Origin of the sequence: Nevskia ramosa DSM 11499 (genome assembly GCF_000420645.1) — a bacterium.
Taxonomy (GTDB): Bacteria; Pseudomonadota; Gammaproteobacteria; order Nevskiales; family Nevskiaceae; genus Nevskia; species Nevskia ramosa.
Map to the genome: position 1 here is coordinate 81,879 of NZ_ATVI01000012.1, position 17,283 is coordinate 99,161.

The 17,283-nt window shown below is 65.1% G+C and carries 15 protein-coding genes and 1 tRNA gene; 11 read left to right on the top strand and 5 right to left on the bottom strand.

Annotated elements, in window-relative coordinates; translation table 11 throughout:
* Nucleotides 1-17 precede the first annotated feature (17 nt).
* Both G513_RS0119220 and rimO read right to left on the bottom strand, forming a co-directional pair.
* Nucleotides 18-296 (bottom strand): hypothetical protein, encoded by a 279-nt coding sequence (locus G513_RS0119220; protein WP_022978492.1) that lies wholly within the window; start codon nucleotides 294-296, stop codon nucleotides 18-20.
* A gap of 11 nt (nucleotides 297-307) precedes the next feature.
* A complete protein-coding gene (gene rimO / locus G513_RS0119225; RefSeq protein WP_028475773.1) occupies nucleotides 308-1,636 on the bottom strand; it encodes a 30S ribosomal protein S12 methylthiotransferase RimO in 1,329 nt (442 codons plus the stop codon).
* Nucleotides 1,637-1,832: 196 nt separating this feature from the next.
* On the opposite strand from rimO, the gene G513_RS0119230 reads away from it, so the two are divergent.
* From G513_RS0119230 to G513_RS0119255, 6 genes are all read left to right on the top strand, one after another.
* Nucleotides 1,833-4,370 (top strand): AsmA family protein, encoded by a 2,538-nt coding sequence (locus G513_RS0119230; RefSeq protein WP_022978494.1) that lies wholly within the window; start codon nucleotides 1,833-1,835, stop codon nucleotides 4,368-4,370.
* A 17-nt stretch (nucleotides 4,371-4,387) separates the two neighbouring features.
* Nucleotides 4,388-5,641, top strand: coding sequence for an A/G-specific adenine glycosylase (gene mutY / locus G513_RS24165; RefSeq protein ID WP_022978495.1), 1,254 nt, complete (start codon nucleotides 4,388-4,390; stop codon nucleotides 5,639-5,641).
* A complete protein-coding gene (locus G513_RS0119240) occupies nucleotides 5,527-5,769 on the top strand; it encodes an oxidative damage protection protein (RefSeq protein WP_245563151.1) in 243 nt (80 codons plus the stop codon). The genes mutY and G513_RS0119240 overlap by 115 nt, the downstream gene beginning before the upstream one ends.
* Nucleotides 5,770-5,879: 110 nt before the next feature.
* Nucleotides 5,880-5,955: transfer RNA gene (locus G513_RS0119245), tRNA-Phe, on the top strand.
* A gap of 413 nt (nucleotides 5,956-6,368) precedes the next feature.
* The gene (locus G513_RS25200) at nucleotides 6,369-7,115 is read left to right on the top strand and encodes a hypothetical protein (protein ID WP_156891809.1); all 747 of its coding nucleotides are present in this window, start codon (nucleotides 6,369-6,371) and stop codon (nucleotides 7,113-7,115) included.
* Nucleotides 7,116-7,181: 66 nt separating this feature from the next.
* On the top strand, nucleotides 7,182-7,958 hold the full coding sequence (locus G513_RS0119255; RefSeq protein ID WP_022978498.1) for an SDR family NAD(P)-dependent oxidoreductase: 777 nt from the start codon (nucleotides 7,182-7,184) through the stop codon (nucleotides 7,956-7,958).
* Nucleotides 7,959-7,977: 19 nt separating this feature from the next.
* On the opposite strand, the gene G513_RS24175 is transcribed toward G513_RS0119255, so the two are convergent.
* A complete protein-coding gene (locus tag G513_RS24175) occupies nucleotides 7,978-8,514 on the bottom strand; it encodes a GDSL-type esterase/lipase family protein (protein WP_169560696.1) in 537 nt (178 codons plus the stop codon).
* A gap of 141 nt (nucleotides 8,515-8,655) precedes the next feature.
* Nucleotides 8,656-10,407: an FMN-binding glutamate synthase family protein gene (locus G513_RS0119265; RefSeq protein ID WP_022978500.1), complete on the bottom strand. Its 1,752-nt coding sequence runs from the start codon at nucleotides 10,405-10,407 to the stop codon at nucleotides 8,656-8,658.
* Between the two features lie 136 nt (nucleotides 10,408-10,543).
* Here G513_RS0119265 and G513_RS0119270 point away from each other — a divergent pair, with 136 nt between their 5' ends.
* From G513_RS0119270 to G513_RS24185, 5 genes are all read left to right on the top strand, one after another.
* Nucleotides 10,544-11,560 (top strand): hypothetical protein, encoded by a 1,017-nt coding sequence (locus G513_RS0119270; protein WP_051144512.1) that lies wholly within the window; start codon nucleotides 10,544-10,546, stop codon nucleotides 11,558-11,560.
* Nucleotides 11,561-11,660: 100 nt separating this feature from the next.
* Nucleotides 11,661-12,431, top strand: coding sequence for a DUF1223 domain-containing protein (locus G513_RS24180; protein ID WP_022978501.1), 771 nt, complete (start codon nucleotides 11,661-11,663; stop codon nucleotides 12,429-12,431).
* 195 nt (nucleotides 12,432-12,626) lie between these two features.
* Nucleotides 12,627-13,766, top strand: a complete 1,140-nt coding sequence (locus G513_RS0119280) for an acyl-CoA dehydrogenase family protein (protein ID WP_022978502.1) — start codon at nucleotides 12,627-12,629, stop codon at nucleotides 13,764-13,766.
* 7 nt (nucleotides 13,767-13,773) lie between these two features.
* Complete coding sequence (locus G513_RS0119285; RefSeq protein WP_022978503.1) at nucleotides 13,774-14,931, top strand: alpha/beta hydrolase family protein; 1,158 nt, start codon at nucleotides 13,774-13,776, stop codon at nucleotides 14,929-14,931.
* Nucleotides 14,932-14,946: 15 nt separating this feature from the next.
* A complete protein-coding gene (locus tag G513_RS24185) occupies nucleotides 14,947-16,191 on the top strand; it encodes an alpha/beta fold hydrolase (RefSeq protein ID WP_022978504.1) in 1,245 nt (414 codons plus the stop codon).
* Between the two features lie 119 nt (nucleotides 16,192-16,310).
* Here G513_RS24185 and G513_RS0119295 read toward each other — a convergent pair whose 3' ends face one another.
* Entirely contained in the window at nucleotides 16,311-17,156 is an 846-nt protein-coding gene (locus G513_RS0119295; RefSeq protein WP_022978505.1) for an SDR family oxidoreductase, read from the bottom strand.
* Nucleotides 17,157-17,283 lie beyond the last annotated feature (127 nt).

Sequence of the window (17,283 nt, forward strand, 5' to 3'; positions counted from 1 at the left end):
GGATTCAGACGCATCGGTCAGCCGACGTAGTGCATGGCCGCCGCCGCGCCGAACGAGAACGCAGCCCGCAGCAGGCGGGCTGCGCGGTCGCGCGGCAGCATCAGCTGATCGATCTCTTCTTCCGGCAAGCCGGCGCGCTGATAGCTTTCCTCGCGCTCCTTGCGGGTGATCGTGCGGTCGATCAGGCCGGACACCAGCCAGCAGAACACGAAGTAGATCGCGCTGACGAAGCCGAATGCCACCAGGCTGACCAGCAGCAGGCCCCAGGATGTCAGCGGCTTCAGCCAGCGATCCATGAGGCCGGGTGCTAGACGATGCTGGCGTACAGATCGTGGGTGTCGGCCGAGGTGACCTTGGCCATCACCCGCTGGCCTGGCCGCAGCTTCGGCACATTGTTCAGGATCACCCGGCCGTCGACTTCCGGCGCGTCCGCCTGGCTGCGGGCAATGACGCCGTCGGGGCCGACTTCGTCGATCAGCACTTCGATGGTCCTGCCGATCTTCTTCTGCAGCTTGGCGGCGCTGATGCCGGCCTGGCGGGTCATGAAGCGTTCGAGGCGCTCGTCCATGACTTCCTGCGGCACCGCACCCGGCAGCGCGTTGGCGGTGGCGCCATCGACCGGCGAATAGGTGAACGCGCCGACCCGATCCAGCTGCGCTTCGTCGAGCCAGTCGAGCAGGGTCTGGAACTCGGCTTCGGTCTCGCCGGGGAAGCCGACGATGAAGGTCGAGCGGATGGTGATGTCCGGCGCAATCGCCCGCCAGGCTTCGAGCCGGCGCAAGGTGTTTTCGGCGGCGGCCGGCCGCTTCATGCGCTTCAGCACGCTGGTGGCGGCGTGCTGGAACGGCACGTCGAGATAGGGCAGCACCAGACCTTCGGCCATCAGCTCGATGACGGCGTCGACGTGCGGGTACGGATAGACGTAGTGCAGGCGCACCCAGGGCTGGCTCGGCGCATCGAGATTGGCGAGGCCGCGGCACAGATCGAGCATCCGCGTTTCGTATTCGCGCTCGCGGAACGTGCGCTTCGCGTACTTGAGATCCAGGCCGTAGGCGCTGGTGTCCTGCGAGATCACCAGCAGTTCCTGGACGCCGGAGCGGGCCAGCTTCTGGGCTTCGATCAGCACTTCATCGACCGGCCGCGAACGCAGCTTGCCGCGCATCGACGGGATGATGCAGAAGCTGCACTTGTGATTGCAGCCCTCGGCGATCTTCACATAGGCGTAATGGCGCGGCGTCAGCTTGATGCCTTGGGGCGGCAGCAGATCCATGAACGGGTCGTGCTGCGGCGGTACGGCCAGATGCACGGCGTCCATCACGCCCTTGTAGTCCTGCGGGCCGGTGATCGACAGCAGGTCTGGGAACTTGCCTTCGATCAGCCCGCGGCGCGCACCGAGGCAGCCGGTGACGATGACCTTGCCATTCTCGGCCATCGCATCGCCGATCGCGTCCAGCGATTCCTCGACCGCCGAATCGATGAAGCCGCAGGTATTGACGATCACCACATCGGCCGCATCGTAGTTGCCGACGGTTTCGTAACCCTCGGCGCGCAGCTGGGTCAGGATGCGTTCGGAATCGACCAGCGCTTTCGGGCAGCCCAGCGACACGAAGCCGACCTTGGGAGCCAGTTTCGGCACCACGGCGGCGGATTTGCGACGGGGACGGGCAGCAGCAACGGGCATGAAAGCACCGGGACAAAGCGGGAAGCGGGCATTTTACTCCGTCGCGAACCCCAGGCCCGTGGTAGCGGTCCCAAACCGGCGAGCACGCAGCTCAGGCGGCCCTCGCTAGACTAGGGCAGCAATATCGTCATCCCCCATATCGGAGTTCCTCATGGGCAAGGTTCTGAAGATCGTGTTCGGTGTCATCGGCGTCGTCCTGCTGCTCGTGGTGCTTGCGGTCGGCGCCTTCGCGCTGTTCTTCGATCCGAACGATTTCCGCAGCCAGATCACCGCCGCCGCCAAGAAGTCGACCGGCCGTGATCTCGCGCTCGGCGACATCAAGCTCGGCTTCTATCCGGTGCTCGGCGCCAACGTGAAGAACGTTTCCCTGAGCAACGCCGCCGGGTTCGGGGACGCGCCGATGCTGGTGGTGGCCGAGGCCGATGTCGGCGTGCGCCTGCTGCCGCTGCTGATGAGCCGCGAGATTCGCATCGGCAAGATCAGCCTCACCGGCATGAAGCTGAACCTGGCCAAGGACGCCACCGGCAAGAGCAACTGGGATGACCTGAGCAAGACCGACGAGACCGCCGCCAAGCCCGAGGAAGAGAAGTCCGGCGGCGGCGCCGGCATCAAGTCGATCGACATCAGCGGCATCGCGATCAAGGGTGCGGATATCCGCTATGACGACAAGCAGAGCGGCCAGGCTTATGCGGTGTCCGGCCTCGAGCTGGAAACCGGTTCGATCAGCCCCGGCGATCCCTTCGACATCAAGCTGGCGTTCTCGACCACGGTAAAGCAGCCGGCCGCGAAGGCCGACATCAAGCTGTCGACGCGCGTGGAATACGATCTGAAGGCGAAGACCTACAGCGCCGACAAGCTGGCCCTGAAGGTGCTGGCGACGATGCCGGACCAGAAGGCCGATATCGACCTCAGCGGCAATCTGTCCGCCGACATGAACAAGCAGACCGCCAAGGCCGACAAGCTCAGCCTCAAGGTCAAGGCGACGACCAAGGACGGAACGGCTGACATCGATGTAGCCGGCAATGCTTCGGCCGATCTCGGCAAGAAGACTGCGCTGACCGACAAGCTGACCGTCAAGCTGAAAGCGGCGCTGAAAGATCTCAACGCCAATGCCGATCTTGCCGTGCAGGTCTCGGCCGAGTACGACAAGCCGCTGGTTCGCGCGCAGGGGTTGACCGTGAAGGTCGATGCCGATGGCGCGGCCGTGCCCGGCGGCAAGCAGACCGCGACGTTCGCGGGTGACGCGATCTACGACGGCGAAAAGGGCACGCTGAAGCTGGCCAGCGGCGATCTCAAGGCGGCTGGACTCGATGCGACCATCGCCCTCGATGCCATCGGCCTGAACACCGATGCGCCGCGTTTCGTCGGCCCGCTGTCGGTCAAGACCTTCAACCCGCGCGAGCTGATGAAGCTGCTCGACATCAAGGTCGACACCGCCGATCCGGAAACCCTGAAAGCGCTGACCCTGCGGCTGAAGTTCGATGCCACGACCAAGGCGGCGCGGATCAGCGATCTGAACATGAAGCTGGACCAGAGCACCTTCACCGGCTCCGGTGCAGTGACCAGCTTCGATTCGAAGGCGGCTGAGTTCGCGCTGAAGCTCGATACGATCGACGCCGATCGTTATCTGCCGACACCGGCCGTGCCGGTCAAGGAAGCGCCGCGGACGCCGGAAGAAAAAGTGAAAGCCAATGCCGTCGAACTGCCCATCGATGCGCTCGACGGCTTCACCGCCAACGGCACCATCGACATCGGCAAGCTGAAAGTGTCGAACCTCAGCATGGCCAATGTGCAGTTCCGCCTGAATGCGACCAAGGGCCTGCCGAAGGAAATTGGTCTGGGTGCCCAGCTCTACGGCGGCAGCATCGCGTCGACGACGAAAATCACACCGGGCGCCATGCCGCGCTATGCCGAAGCCCTGAAGCTGACCTCGATTTCCGCCGGCCCGCTGCTCAAGGATTTCACCGGCAAGGAATCGATGACCGGCGAAGGCAATTTCGCGATGGACGTGACCGCCAGCGGCAAGACCGTGGGCGCGATCAAGCAGGCCTTGAACGGCGATCTGTCGTTCAGCTTCCTCAATGGCGCGGTCAAGGGCTTCAATCTCGGCCAGATCCTGCGCAAGGGTGATGCGCTGCTGAAGGGCCAGCAGTTCAACGAAAGCGCACCTGTGCAGACCGACTTCACCGAGCTGAGCGCCGCAGCGAAGATCACCAACGGCGTGCTGCAGTCCGACGCGCTGAATGCCAAGAGCCCGCTGTTCCGGGTCGATGGCGCCGGCAAGGTCGACATCGCCCGCGAAACCATCGACTACACCGCCAAGCCGACCATCGTGAACACCGCCAGCGGCCAGGGCGGCAAGGAGATGCCGGACCTCGCTGGCATCGTCATTCCAATCCGAGTGACTGGCACCTTCGAAAATCCGAAGTACGCGCTGGATATCCGCGCAGCGCTGCAGCAGAAGGCTACCGAAGGCCTGCGCGAGAAACTGGTCGGCGAGAAGGGCGACAAGCTGCGCGAGAAGATCGATACCCAGATCGAGAAGAAGCTCGGCAACCAGCTCGACGGCAATCCGGCGCTGAAGGGCAAGCTGCAGGACGGCCTGAACTCGCTGTTCGGCAAGAAGAAGCCGCCAGCTGAACCGGCTCCCGCGCCGGCCCCGGCACCGGCGCCCGCTCCAGCGCCCTGAGCGCAGCGACAATCGCCTTGAGCGAAGCCACAACACAGGCGGCTGGCGAAGACTTCGCCAGCCGCCTGCTCACTTGGTTCGACAGCCACGGCCGCCACGGCCTGCCGTGGCAATCACCGCGCACGGCCTATCGCGTCTGGCTGTCCGAAGTGATGCTGCAGCAGACTCAGGTCGCGACGGTCATCCCGTACTTCCAGCGCTTCATCGCCCGCTTCCCGGATTTCAACGCGCTGGCCGCCGCCGATATCGACGAGGTGCTGGCGCTGTGGGCCGGCCTTGGCTACTACGCCCGTGCCCGCAACCTGCACGCGGCGGCCAAGCAGGTGGCCTCGCTGCATCGCGGCGAATTGCCGGACGATCTCGAAGCGGCACAGGCGCTGCCCGGCGTCGGCCGCTCCACCGCTGCCGCGATCCTCGCCCAGGCCTATGGCTCGCGGCACGCGATCCTCGATGGCAACGTCAAGCGCGTGCTGGCGCGCCACGCGGCGATCCCCGGCTGGCCCGGCGAGCCGAAAGTCGCTGCCAGGCTGTGGCTGGTTTCCGAACGCTTCCTGCCACAGACGCGCCTGGCCGATTACACGCAGGCGATCATGGATCTCGGCGCCACGCTGTGCACCGCGCGTGCACCGGCCTGCACCCGCTGCCCGGTCGCAGGGGACTGTGTGGCGCGGCTCGCGGATCGCACCGAAGATTTCCCGTCATCGAAGCCGGCGAAGGCTCGCCCGCTGCGCCGGGCAACGCTGCTGCTGGTCGAGAACGGGCAAGGCGCGGTGCTGATCGAACGCCGTCCGCCGACCGGCATCTGGGGCGGCCTGTGGTCGCTGCCGGTGGCCGGTGAGGGCGAGTCCGTCGACACGCTGCTGCGCGAACGCTTCGGCATCAGCGTCGAACCGCTGGAAACCCTGCCGGCCTTCCGCCACGCCTTCACCCATTTCGAGCTGGAACTGACGCCGCTGCTCTGCGCCCTGATCGACGCTCCATCCACCGCCCTGCATGAGCGACCGGAGCAGCGCTGGCTTACCATGCACCGCGACGCGCTGCCCGGCCTGCCGGCGCCAGTGCTCAGCTTCCTGACTCGCCGCTACCCCACCGCAACGACTCCGACCCCACCCCGTCCAGACCCGTGTCCCGAACCGTCCACTGCATCAAGCTCGGCATCGAAGCCGAAGGCCTCCCGCGTCCGCCAGTCCCCGGCGACCTCGGCCAGCGCATCTACGAGCAGGTCTCGAAACAGGCCTGGGCCGAATGGATCGCGCACCAGACTAGGCTGATCAACGAGATGCGCCTGTCGCTGGCGGAAGCCGAATCACGCAAGTTGCTGATGACCGAACTGGAGAAATTCTTCTTCGGCGGCGGCGAGCTGACCAAGACCAGCTACATCCCGCCGAAAAAGGCCTGAGCACCGCTGCAGGCCAGCCCCAGCCATGGCCGGAAAGTGCTTGACGCCTGATACCCCTGTCGCGTCTAATCGCGCTCCGCGTTGAGACGCGGGCATCCAAGCAGCACGTTGGCCGAGTAGCTCAGTCGGTAGAGCAGGGGATTGAAAATCCCCGTGTCGGCGGTTCGATTCCGTCCTCGGCCACCATATTTTTCAATAACTAGAGCGGCCTGCAAAAGCAGAGTCAGCCGGCAGTAAAAACTCCGAATAGAGCCTTTGCAAGTTGCCACGACCGCTTGTGGTGATTTGTCCGTGGCTCGACGGAATCAACAGCGATACAGAACCCTCCTAGGGTTTGCCCGTCGCTACATCGGACTGCTCATGTCGTAGAGTTCGGGGCTACCGAGACGCAAGAAATCGCCTTGCCGGGCAACACACTGTTCCGGCCCGGGCCTTCGCGCTGCGTAGGGACTTCCGCCAACGCGTCATCAAGTCCGCAGCGCCACCGCTGCTGCCTCTGGACCCGCGTTCCGTCTCACGTTCGGCTCAATTTCCGTTGCTCCGTCTCACCGCAGCCTGCCGGCTGGCCCGAGGCGCTGAAGTTCAACAAGAGACCTTCCATGTCCGATGTAAACAGCAACCCCATGGCCGAAACGATGAATGTCCGCGTTCAGCGCTGGTGCGTCTGGAGCGGGCTGATCTTCCTGTTGCTGTTCGGCCTCGGCTGGATCTTCCTGGCCGGGTTCATTCCGCCGCCGCGTCCGGATGCCAGCGGCGCGCAGATCGCGGCGTTCTACCAGACCGATGTCTGGATGAAGCGCCTGGGCCTGATCATCGCGCAGGCCGCCTGCATCTTCTTCGTACCCTGGGTCTGTGTGATCTCCACGCAGATGCGGCGTATCAAGGGCAGCGATCCCAGCCTGGCGGCGGCACAACTCATCGGCGGTTCGATCGCGATGCTCGCGGTGCTGATCCCGACGATGATCTGGACTACCGTTTCCTTCCGCCCTGATCGCGATCCGGAGCTGATGCTGCTGCTCAATGACCTGGGCTGGATCATCCTGTCGATGACCTTCGCGCCGTTCCTGACCCAGTCCTGCGCCCTGGCTGCGGCAATCTTTCTGGACAAGGGCGACAAGCCGGTATTTCCGCGCTGGGCGGCCTATCTGAACATCTGGGTACCGATGGGATTTCTGCCGACGGCCCTGGTGGTTTATTTCAAATCCGGGCCTTTCGGCTGGAACGGCCTGTTCGGAATCTACATCCCGCTGATCAACTTCACCATCTGGTTCTTCGTGATGATCAAGCTGCTGCTCGATGCCATCAAGCAGCAGGAAAGCCAGCAGGTTCGCGCGTCTTCCAACTGAGCGGAGCCGGCACGCGTCACATCGATTCGATATCAAAAAACTGCCGTATCCCACTTGGAGAGAGACGTGGAAAAGAGCAAGGGCCGTATTCAGGACAAGGTCGCCATCGTCACCGGCGGTGCTTCCGGCATCGGTGCGGAAACCGCGGCACTGTTCGCGCGTGAAGGCGGCAAGGTGATCGTCGCCGACATCAACGAAAAGATGGGTGCGGAGGTTGTCGAGCGCATCACCAAGGCCGGCGGTGTCGCGCATTTTCTTCGTGCCGACATGGGCAAGATGGCCGACATCAAGGCCATGATCGACTTCGCTGTAACGAAGTACGACCGGCTCGATGTGCTGGTCAACAACGCGGCGATCGAGAGCAGCAAGCCCGAGGTCGATACCAGCGAGGAAGAGTACGACGCGATCATGAACGTCAATGTCAAAGGCGTGTTCTTCGCGACCAAATACGCCGTGCCGGTAATGATCAAGAACGGTGGCGGCTCGATCATCAACCTGTCGTCGGTCTACGGGCTGATCGGCTCGCAGGGCTACGCGGCCTATCACGCCTCCAAGGGCGCGGTGCGCCTGCTGACCAAGAGCACCGCAATCGCCCACGCCCGCAAGGGCATTCGTGCCAACTCGATCCACCCCGGCGCGATCGATACGCCGCTGCTGCGCAAGACCATCAACAGCATGCCGGATCCAGTGGCGGCCGAAGCAGCGTTCATCAACGGACAGCCTGCCGGCTACCTTGGCCATCCGATCGAAATCGCCTACGGCTGCCTGTTCCTCGCATCCGACGAATCGAAGTTCGTGATGGGCACCGAACTGGTCATCGATGGCGGCATGGTGGCGAACTAGGGCTCGGCGGCTCCAGTCGCTACCGCGATATCAGGGCGCCGCCGTCGCGCAAGCTCTGCGCGACGGCTTTCGCAATCTGTCGATAGCCCTCGGCGTTCGGGTGCACGAGGCCGGCCTTCAAGGCGGGCTGCATCAGGGTATCGGCCATGGCATGCAGATCGATGCGCACCTGCGCCGGCCTCGCCAGTGCGGCGAACAGCGGATCGATCTGACTCGCGCCCGGCGCCGGCACCGCGAGCAGCAACACTGGCACAGCAGCGTCCGCCGCCAGATCGAGCATCGCGCCGAGGTTGGCGGCGATCTGTGCTTCCGGCACGCCGCGCAGGAAGTCATTGACGCCGAGGCAGAGGATCAGCAGGCCCGGCCTGCTGTCGCGTAGCACCGCAGCGAGCCGCTCGCGGCCCTGCGCCGTCGTCTCACCGGGCACGCCGGCGTTGATGACTTCGTGCCCGATCAAGGTCGCGAGTCGCTGCGGATAATTCTCGCCGGACCCACCGATGCCGGAGGTCAGGCTGTCGCCGAAGGCGAGCACCACCGCCTTGTCGGCCAGCGGCACTAGTTCCCCTGCGAGCGCGGGCGCTATCGCGCCGATCGTCAGCAACGCCGCCGCGAGCAGCCGTGATACGAGGCTTGAACGTGCTGATCTCGGCGAAGCAAGGAAGGCGTTCGAGATCGGCTCGGAAGCCATGGCCTGGCGTCAGGCAGTCAAGCCGAAACGGTCAGCGCGAGCGGCGTTCCAGCGCTTCTGCCAGCGCTCGGGCGGGGTGCCAAGCAGCGCGCCAGGCGCCAGGAATTCGTAGCAGTCGGCCGCGCTGCAGACCTGATTCGATCCGACTCTCTGCCACAAGTGCTCCGGCTCCAGATCTTCGGGATGCGACAAGCCGGCCGCGGCTACGATCTCGGCCAGTGCATCGACGGTGTGCCGATGGAAGCTGGCGACGCGGTCGGCCTTGTCCGGCACCACCAGGCCACGGGCGCGTTTGGGGTCTTGGGTGGCGACGCCGGTCGGGCAGCGATCGGTATGGCAGGACAGCGACTGCACGCAGCCGAGCGCGAACATGAAACCGCGCGCCGCGTTGCACCAGTCGGCACCGAGGGCGAGGTTGGCGGCCAGTCCGTAGCCGGAGGTGACCTTGCCGGCAGCGCCGAGATGCAGACGCTCGCGCAGGCCGGTGCCGACCAACACGTTCTGCACCAGGATCAAGCCTTCGCGCAGCGGCATGCCGACGTGGTTCGACAACTCCAGCGGTGCCGCGCCGGTACCACCCTCGGCGCCGTCGACGACGATGAAATCCGGCGTGATGCCGGTTTCGAGCATCGCCTTGGCGATTGCCATGAACTCGGTCGGATCGCCGATGCACAGCTTGAAGCCGACCGGTTTGCCACCGGAAAGCTCGCGCAGTTCGGCGACGAATTTCATCAGGCCGATCGGGCTGTCGAAAGCGCTGTGCGCCGAGGGTGAAACGCAGTCCTGGCCGATCGGCACGCCACGCGCTTCGGCGATTTCCTCGGTCACCTTCGTGCCGGGCAGCACGCCGCCGTGGCCGGGCTTGGCGCCTTGCGACAGCTTGATCTCGATCATCCGGATCTGTTCGAGGCTGGCGGTTTCGCGGAATTTCTCCGGATCGAAACGGCCGTCGTCAGCGCGGCAGCCGAAGTAGCCGCTACCGAGTTCCCAGACCAGATCGCCGCCGAACTCGCGGTGGTAGCGCGACACGCCGCCTTCGCCGGTGTCGTGATAGAAGCTGCCGGCCTTGGCGCCGCGGTTCAGCGCGCGAATGGCGTTGGAGGACAGCGAGCCGAAGCTCATCGCCGAGATGTTGAACACCGAGGCCGAGTACGGTTGCGTGCAGTGATCGCCGCCGATGGTCACGCGCAGATCGCCCGCCGGTTTCGGGCGTGGTGCGATCGAATGGGCGATCCACTCGTAGCCTTCGCTGTAGACATCCAGTTCGGTGCCGAACGGATGGGAGTCGATTGCGCCCTTGGCCCGCTGGTAGACCAGCGCACGTTCCTCCCGCGAGAACGGCCGGCCATCGCTGTCGCTCTCGAACAGGTACTGCCGCAGTTCCGGGCGCACCGCTTCGATCGCCCAGCGCACTCGCGAGATCAGCGGGTAATTGCGCCACAGGCTGTGACGCTGCTGGAACAGATCGAGCGTGCCGACCAGGGCCAGCACCGAGAAGGTCGCGAACAGCGGCACCCAGTAATGGTCCATCGCGCCGACCACGGCGAAGCTGCCGGCCGCCAGCAGGATGGCCAGATAGGGCAGGTAGCGATTGACGGTTGGATAGCGGTACAGGAAGTCGATCGCGCCGATGATCGAGAACGCCGAGAACACCGCCAGCGCGCCGTTCCAGAACGGATTCGTCATCACGGCCAGCGCCGACGCGGCGGTGGCGAGCAGGGCAGTGACCAGCAGCAGGTTTCGCTTGAGGTTGCGGTTCATGGTTCTTCGACAAGGCTGCAGATGAGATGAGCCTGCCACAGTTGCCGGACATCGCTGCGGCCGCGCGGCGCTCTCGTCGCGGACGCGGGCTTGGTCGATAATCTGCGACCCCGGACATTGCTCCCGAGTGACGCCGTTGAACAAGAAACGAACTGTGTTGATCGCGGTGCTGGCGGTGGCCGGGCTGGTCGTCGGGCTGGTCGCCACGATGGAAACCCGCGAGGCGCGGCTGAACCGTCTGCAGACGCAGTACAGCGCGCTCGCCGAAGAACTGGGCCACCTGTGCCCGATCGCCGCACCCGAAGATCAGGCCGCGTTCGATCGCTGCCGGCAGGCGCTGTTCGGGGATTCGCTGCTGCGTCGCGACCTGCCCGACGAGCTGCTCTGGGGCCGGGCCCGCGGCAAGCCACTGAAGGACACGCCGCTGACCCAGTTCGCGCCGGACGTCTACGCCGGCCTGTACGCGCCGCTGTTCATGTTCGCCGGCACCGCGGTGGTCGAGTTCGACGAAGCCGAGCAGTCGTACAAGGCGACGCTTCCGGTGGCGTTCCGCAATCGCCTGCCGCCGGGGCAGTTTCCGTATCCGTTCTGGCACGACAAGACCAAGTGGAGTTCGTATCAGTCCGCCGCGGCGCTGGTGTTCTGGCTGAAGCCGGCGACCGGCAAGATCAGGGTCGCCCAGTTCATCCCCGGCACCGTCAGCGAAGCACTGCTGGCCGAGGCGACGAGCGAGGCTGCCGCGTTCGACGGCAAGTGGCTGTGGACCGATGCCGACGGCCGCACGCAGCCGCAGGTCACCGTGTTCGACGGCCTGTACAGCCACGACAACCCGCATCTGGCGACCATCGAAACGGCCTATCAGGCACTGGCGCTGGAGATGCGCAACGGCGAATGCGACAAATGCCACGTGCCGAACAATCCGAACAAGATGCAGCACCTGGTGCTGCTGCAGACGCCAGCGCATGCGGCCGGCGAGATCAAGCGGATCCTGCGCGCGGTGCGCAAGGGCGAGATGCCGGAAGACAAGGACGGCCACGAGAAGCCGCTGCCAGCGGCCGCCAAGGCCAGCCTGCTGAGCAAGGCCGAGGCCTTCGATGCGGTGCTGACGGAAGCGCGTGCCTGGGAAACGCAGAAGCACAGCACGCAGCCTTAGATTCCGTCGGATCGACACCGAAATCCGGACGCCGCGGCATCGTTCGGCGCCGTGCATCGCGTCAGGCTGGGCTTCCTGAAGCTGCCAGCGAAATCCCGACATGAACGAGTCCCCGAACAAGCCAGCGGCCCGGCCCTGGCTGCGTTGCGCCAGCACGGCGCTGATCTCATCCCTGGCGCTCGCGCCCCTGCCACGGCTGCAAGCCGCTGAATCAAGCGCCACGGCGCGGCCGGTGCTGGTCGAACTGTTCACCTCGCAGGGCTGCTCGTCCTGCCCGCCGGCCGATGCCGTGCTGCGCGAACTTGCCGGCCGCAGCGATGTTCTGGCACTGGGTTTTCACGTCGATTACTGGGACTACCTCGGCTGGGCCGACCCGTTCGCCAGCCCGCAGTTCACCGCGCGCCAGCAAGGCTATGCGCGGCGGCAGGGCTGGCAGGTCTACACGCCGCAACTGGTGATCGATGGCGATACCGCGCTGGTCGGCTCGCGGCGTGGTGCCGCCGAGGACGGCATCGACTCCGCGCGCAAGGCGCAGCGATCGGTGCCGGCGCAGATCGTTCGGGATGGCGCAGGCTTGCGGCTGACGGTCGGCAAAACCGAAGCCGATGACGCCGCCGGCGAGGTCTGGCTGCTGAGCTTCGATGCCGAGCGGAGCACCGACATCGCCAGGGGCGAGAACGGCGGCCGACGCATCGTCTATCCGAACGTGGTGCGCTCGCTGCGCAAGCTCGGTGATTGGCGCAATGAGCCGCTGGACCTGCGCGAAACCCTGAAGTCGGACGAACGCGGCGAGCGACTGGCGCTGGTTGTCCAGGATCGTCTCGGCCAGGTCTGGGCGGTGGCGGCGACCGGTGCCGTGCCGGCACGATAGATCGGCAACGACCGTTTGTAATCTGTATCTGACCCCGATTTTTTGCCGATTCTTGGGCGATTCGCGGCTTGAGCATTGACAGCATCAAGGGCGCTGTGAGTTCATATAAAACAGTCCAGACTGTATGTAACTTGGATTACCCGTCCAGGCGTCTGGTCCTGCCCCTTCAATGCCGTTGCCGAGCCGGAGCCGTCGATGATTCCCCGTACCCTGTTTTCCGCTGAACACGAAGATTTCCGCAACAGCGTGCGTCGCTTCTACGCCGAAGAAATCGTGCCCCATCGCGAAGAGTGGGATGCGCAGCAGCACATCGATCGCAAGGCCTGGAACCGCGCCGGCGAGCTCGGTTTCCTGTGCACGGCGATTCCGGAAGAGTTCGGTGGCGCCGGTGGCGATCGCCTGTACAGCGTGATCCTGATGGAAGAGCAGTCCTACGCAGGCGATGCCGGCACCGGCTACTCGCTGCATTCGGACATCGTCGCGCACTACGTCAACAACTTCGGCAGCAAGGAGCAGAAGCTCGAATGGCTGCCGAAGATGGCCTCTGGCGAAGTGGTCACCGCGATCGCGATGACCGAGCCGGGCACCGGTTCCGATCTGCAGGGCGTCAAGACCACGGCGGTGTCCGATGGTGATGACTACATCATCAACGGCTCCAAGATCTTCATCACCAACGGCTATCTGTGCGACATGGCGATCGTCGTCGCCAAGACCGGCAACAGCGGCGAAGGCTCGAAGGACATCTCGCTGATCATGGTCGAAGCCTCACGCGAGGGCTTCACCAAGGGCAAGCCGCTGAAGAAGATCGGCATGCATGCGCAGGACACCTGCGAGCTGTTCTTCAAGGACGTGCGGGTGCCGAAGAAGAACGTGCTCGGCCGCGAAGGCATGGGCTTCGTGATGCTGATGCAGGAGCTGGCCTGGGAACGCTTGATGATCGCCATCACCTCGATCGCCGGTGCCGAAGCCGCGCTCAAGCACACCTTGGAATACACCCGCAATCGCAAGGTGTTCGGCAAGACCGTGGCCAGCTTCCAGAACACCCGTTTCAAGCTGGCCGAGATGAAGGCCGAGCTGGCAATCGGCCGCGTCTATGTCGATCGCTGCATCGAGCTGGTGCTGAACAAGAAGCTCGGCGTCGACGACGCGGCGACCGCCAAGTACTGGTGCTCGGACCTGATGGGCAAGGTCATCGACCAGTGCCTGCAGCTGCACGGCGGCTACGGCTACATGCTCGAGTATCCGATTGCCCGCGCCTGGATCGATGCCCGCGCGCAGCGCATCTACGGCGGCACCAACGAGATCATGAAGGAACTGATCGCGCGCACGCTGTAAGCGCGTCATGAGCGAAGCCGGGCGCTGGTGGGAGTCGCTGCCGCATGACTACTACCGTCTGACAGAAGCGACCGAGATCGACCTCGAGCACCGCCTGAAAGTGCGTGGTTCGGCCGGTCTCGATCGCCTGCTGCGCACCGGCCTCGGCACCCTGGTATCGGCAGCGATGGTGCCGGGGCTGGCGCGCAGTGCCGGTGTCGCGCAGCAGCGCGAGGCGCTGCGCTGGTATCAGCCGTATGCCGATCGTGATGATCGCGACGCGATCTTCGCGCGCCCGTCAGCGCCGGTGACGATCGAGGAAACGCCGGCAGGCCGCTTCGATTGGCGGCCATCCGGCATTCCGGTGCGGCATCTGGCCTTCGACAGCCCGTTCCAGACCTTGAACCCCGCGCTGCAAGCGTCCTACGCGCAATCCGGCCGCAATCGCCGGGCGCGGGCGCTGCACCTCCATCACCCGGATGGGCCGCGCAAGACGCTGATCTGGCTGCACGGCTACACGCTCGACAGCTACCGGATCAACGGCACCGCGTTCGCGCTGCCCTGGCTGTGGCGCAAGGGCTACGACATCCTGATGATGACGCTGCCGTTCCACGGCGCGCGCTCCGAACGCTGGCATCCCTTCAGCGGCTACGGCTACTTCGCCGGCGGCATGGCGCACGCCAATGAAGCGATGCTGCAGGCGATCCACGACATCCGCATCTTCATCGATCATCTGCTCGCGTCCGGCGTGCCGAGCGTCGGCGTTTCCGGCCTGAGCCTCGGCGGCTATCTGAGCGCGCTGCTGGCCTCGGTCGATCCGCGCCTCGCGTTCGCGATTCCGAACTCGCCGCTGGTGGTGCCGATCGACATGGCGCTGCAATGGCAGCCGATCGGTCCGATCCTGCGTTTCCTCGATCGGCGTCATGGCTTCGGCATCGGCGAGATGCGCCACGGCATGGCGCTGCACAGCCCGCTGAGCTGGCAGCCGCTGATCGATCGCGAGCGGCTGCTGATCATCGGCGGTGCCGGCGATCGCTTCACTTCGCCGAGTCTGGTCAATCTGCTGCACCGGCACTGGCGCGGTTCGCAGTTGCACTGGTTTCCGGGCAATCATGTGCTGCATTTGCAGCAGGGCATCTACCTGCGTCTGATGAAGCGGTTCATGGATCGCGCCACCGCGGTCTGAGGCAGGAGAACGGCGATGGCCGATATCGAGATCGACGAACATCTGCCCGCGGCGCCGCGGCGCGGCGTGCTGCAGCTCAATGGCCGGATCGCCGGCACCGTCGCCAACGGCTTCGACTGGCTGTTCCGCCGCGATCGCCTGATCCAGTCCGGCAAGACCTGGTTCAGCCTGATCCACGACAGCGAGCTGATGTCGGTGCGCTACTACGGCCCGCCGGACGAGGACAGCATCGAGCTGCCCGATGGCAGCCGCCTGCCGGTGGTGCGTCAGCCCTATGCGGTACCGCTGGTGCTGGTGCCGCCGCTGGGCGTTACCGCAGACACTTTCGATCTGATGCCGCAGCGCTCGCTGGCCCGCTACATGGCGGCGCGCGGCTTCCGCACCTATCTGATCGACTGGGGCCGGCCGACGCCGGCGCACGCCTCGCTGGGACTGGTCGATTACGTCGACACCATGATGAGCACCGCGCTGGCCGCGATCCGCAAGCACTCCGGCTCGCAGGAGGTTTCGCTGTTCGGCTGGTGCATGGGCGGCCTGCTCAGCCTGATGCACGCCGGCCTGACCCTGGACCCGAAGATCCGCAATCTGGTCACCGTGGCCAGCCCGATCGATCTGCGTGGCGGCGGTGTCGTCGCCGGTCTTGCCGGCGCGCTCGATGCGCCGGCGCGGCTGGTCCGCAAGTACAGCGATTTTCGCCTGATGGGCGTTGACCCGACGCGGCTGACGATCCCCGGCTGGCTGCTCGCGCTCGGCTTCAAGATGACCAGCCCGGTCGCCAGCGTCACCACCTACTGGGATCTGCTGACCCGGCTCTGGGATCGCGAATTCGTCGAATCGCATTCGACGACCTCGAACTACCTGAACAAGATGCTGATCTATCCCGGCGGCGTGGTGCGCGACATGGTGCTGCGCATGGCGATCGACAACGAGCTGGCCAAGGGCAGCATCCGCATCGACACGCGCATCGCCGAGCTCGGCAAGATCAAGGCCTCCGCTCTGATCTTCGCCGGCAATCGCGACAGCATCGTCGCGCCTTCGATCGCCAGAAAGATCGTCGACATCCTTCCGACCCGGGACAAGTCCTGGCGCATCGCCACCGGTGGCCACATGGGCGTGGTGCTCGGCAGCAAGGCGCCGCTGGAAGTCTGGGGCCCGGCGGCGGACTGGCTCGCCGAGCGCTCGCTGGCGAAGCCGCCCAGGAAAGCGGCGGCGAAGCCGCGGGCCAAGAAAGCCGCACCTGGTCGCGGCCTTACAAGCTGATCGTCAGGGATTTTCTTCGAACTCCGTCATTCCCGCGCAGGCGGGAATCCAGTTCTGATACGGCGCGCTACGGCCAAAACTGGATGCCCGCCTGCGCGGGCATGACGGGGTTTCATCTTTCAGTTTTGCTGGAACGCCCCGTCGGTCGACCGGGAAAGGGCTGCGTGGTCACGCAACTCCTGCAGCCTGCCTTCGAGCACCGGCGTGATCATCGCCAGCGCATCGCTGCCGGCGGCGAAAACCTTCGGCGGATCGGCCATCGCGGCCAGCTCGACGAAGATTGCACCGAGCTTGGCGGGATCGCCCTGCTGCTGGCCGTCATAGCCCGACCACATGTCCCTGGCCGTGCCTTCGACGGCGTAGTCGTCGATGGCCTTGATCGGATAGCGGGCGTTCTGCTCGGCCAGGAGATCGGTGCGGAAGAAGCCGGGTTCGACCACGGTGATCCTGATGCCGAACGGTTCGACCTCGGTAGCCACGGCCAGCGATAAACCTTCGAGCGCGAACTTGGTCGCGCTGTAGGCGCTGCAGTGCTTGAGCCCGGCGACACCGGCCACCGAGCTGATGTTGAGGATGCGGCCCGCGCGCTGCTTGCGCATGATCGGCAGCACGGCGCGCATCACGAAGGCGGCGCCGTAGAAGTTGGTCGCGAACTGCTGCTCGATCTCGGCCCGGCTCAGCTCCTCGAAATTGCCGAGCAGGCTGTAGCCGGCATTGTTGACCAGCACATCGATCCGACCGAACTGCTGCACCGCCTGCTCGGCTGCGGCTTGCGCCTGGGCCTCGTTGGCCACGTCCAGCTCGACCAGCGCCAGGCGATCGCTGATCACGTCATGCAGGGCCTTGTGCAGCTTGTCGAGCTTGCGCCCGGTCGCCACCACGCGATCACCCGCCCGCAGCGCTGCCTTCGCCGTTTCGGCACCGATGCCGCTGCCCGCACCGGTGATCAACCAGACCTTGTTCATCCTGTTCTCCACGCTTTGAAGGCAGTCAGGATAGAAGCCGCTCGCCCGAGCCCGGTAGCTCGATCCTGCCCGTTCATTGCCTGATTCTCCGCAGCGCAGTGACGCTGTGGGGCGCAAACGAAAAAGC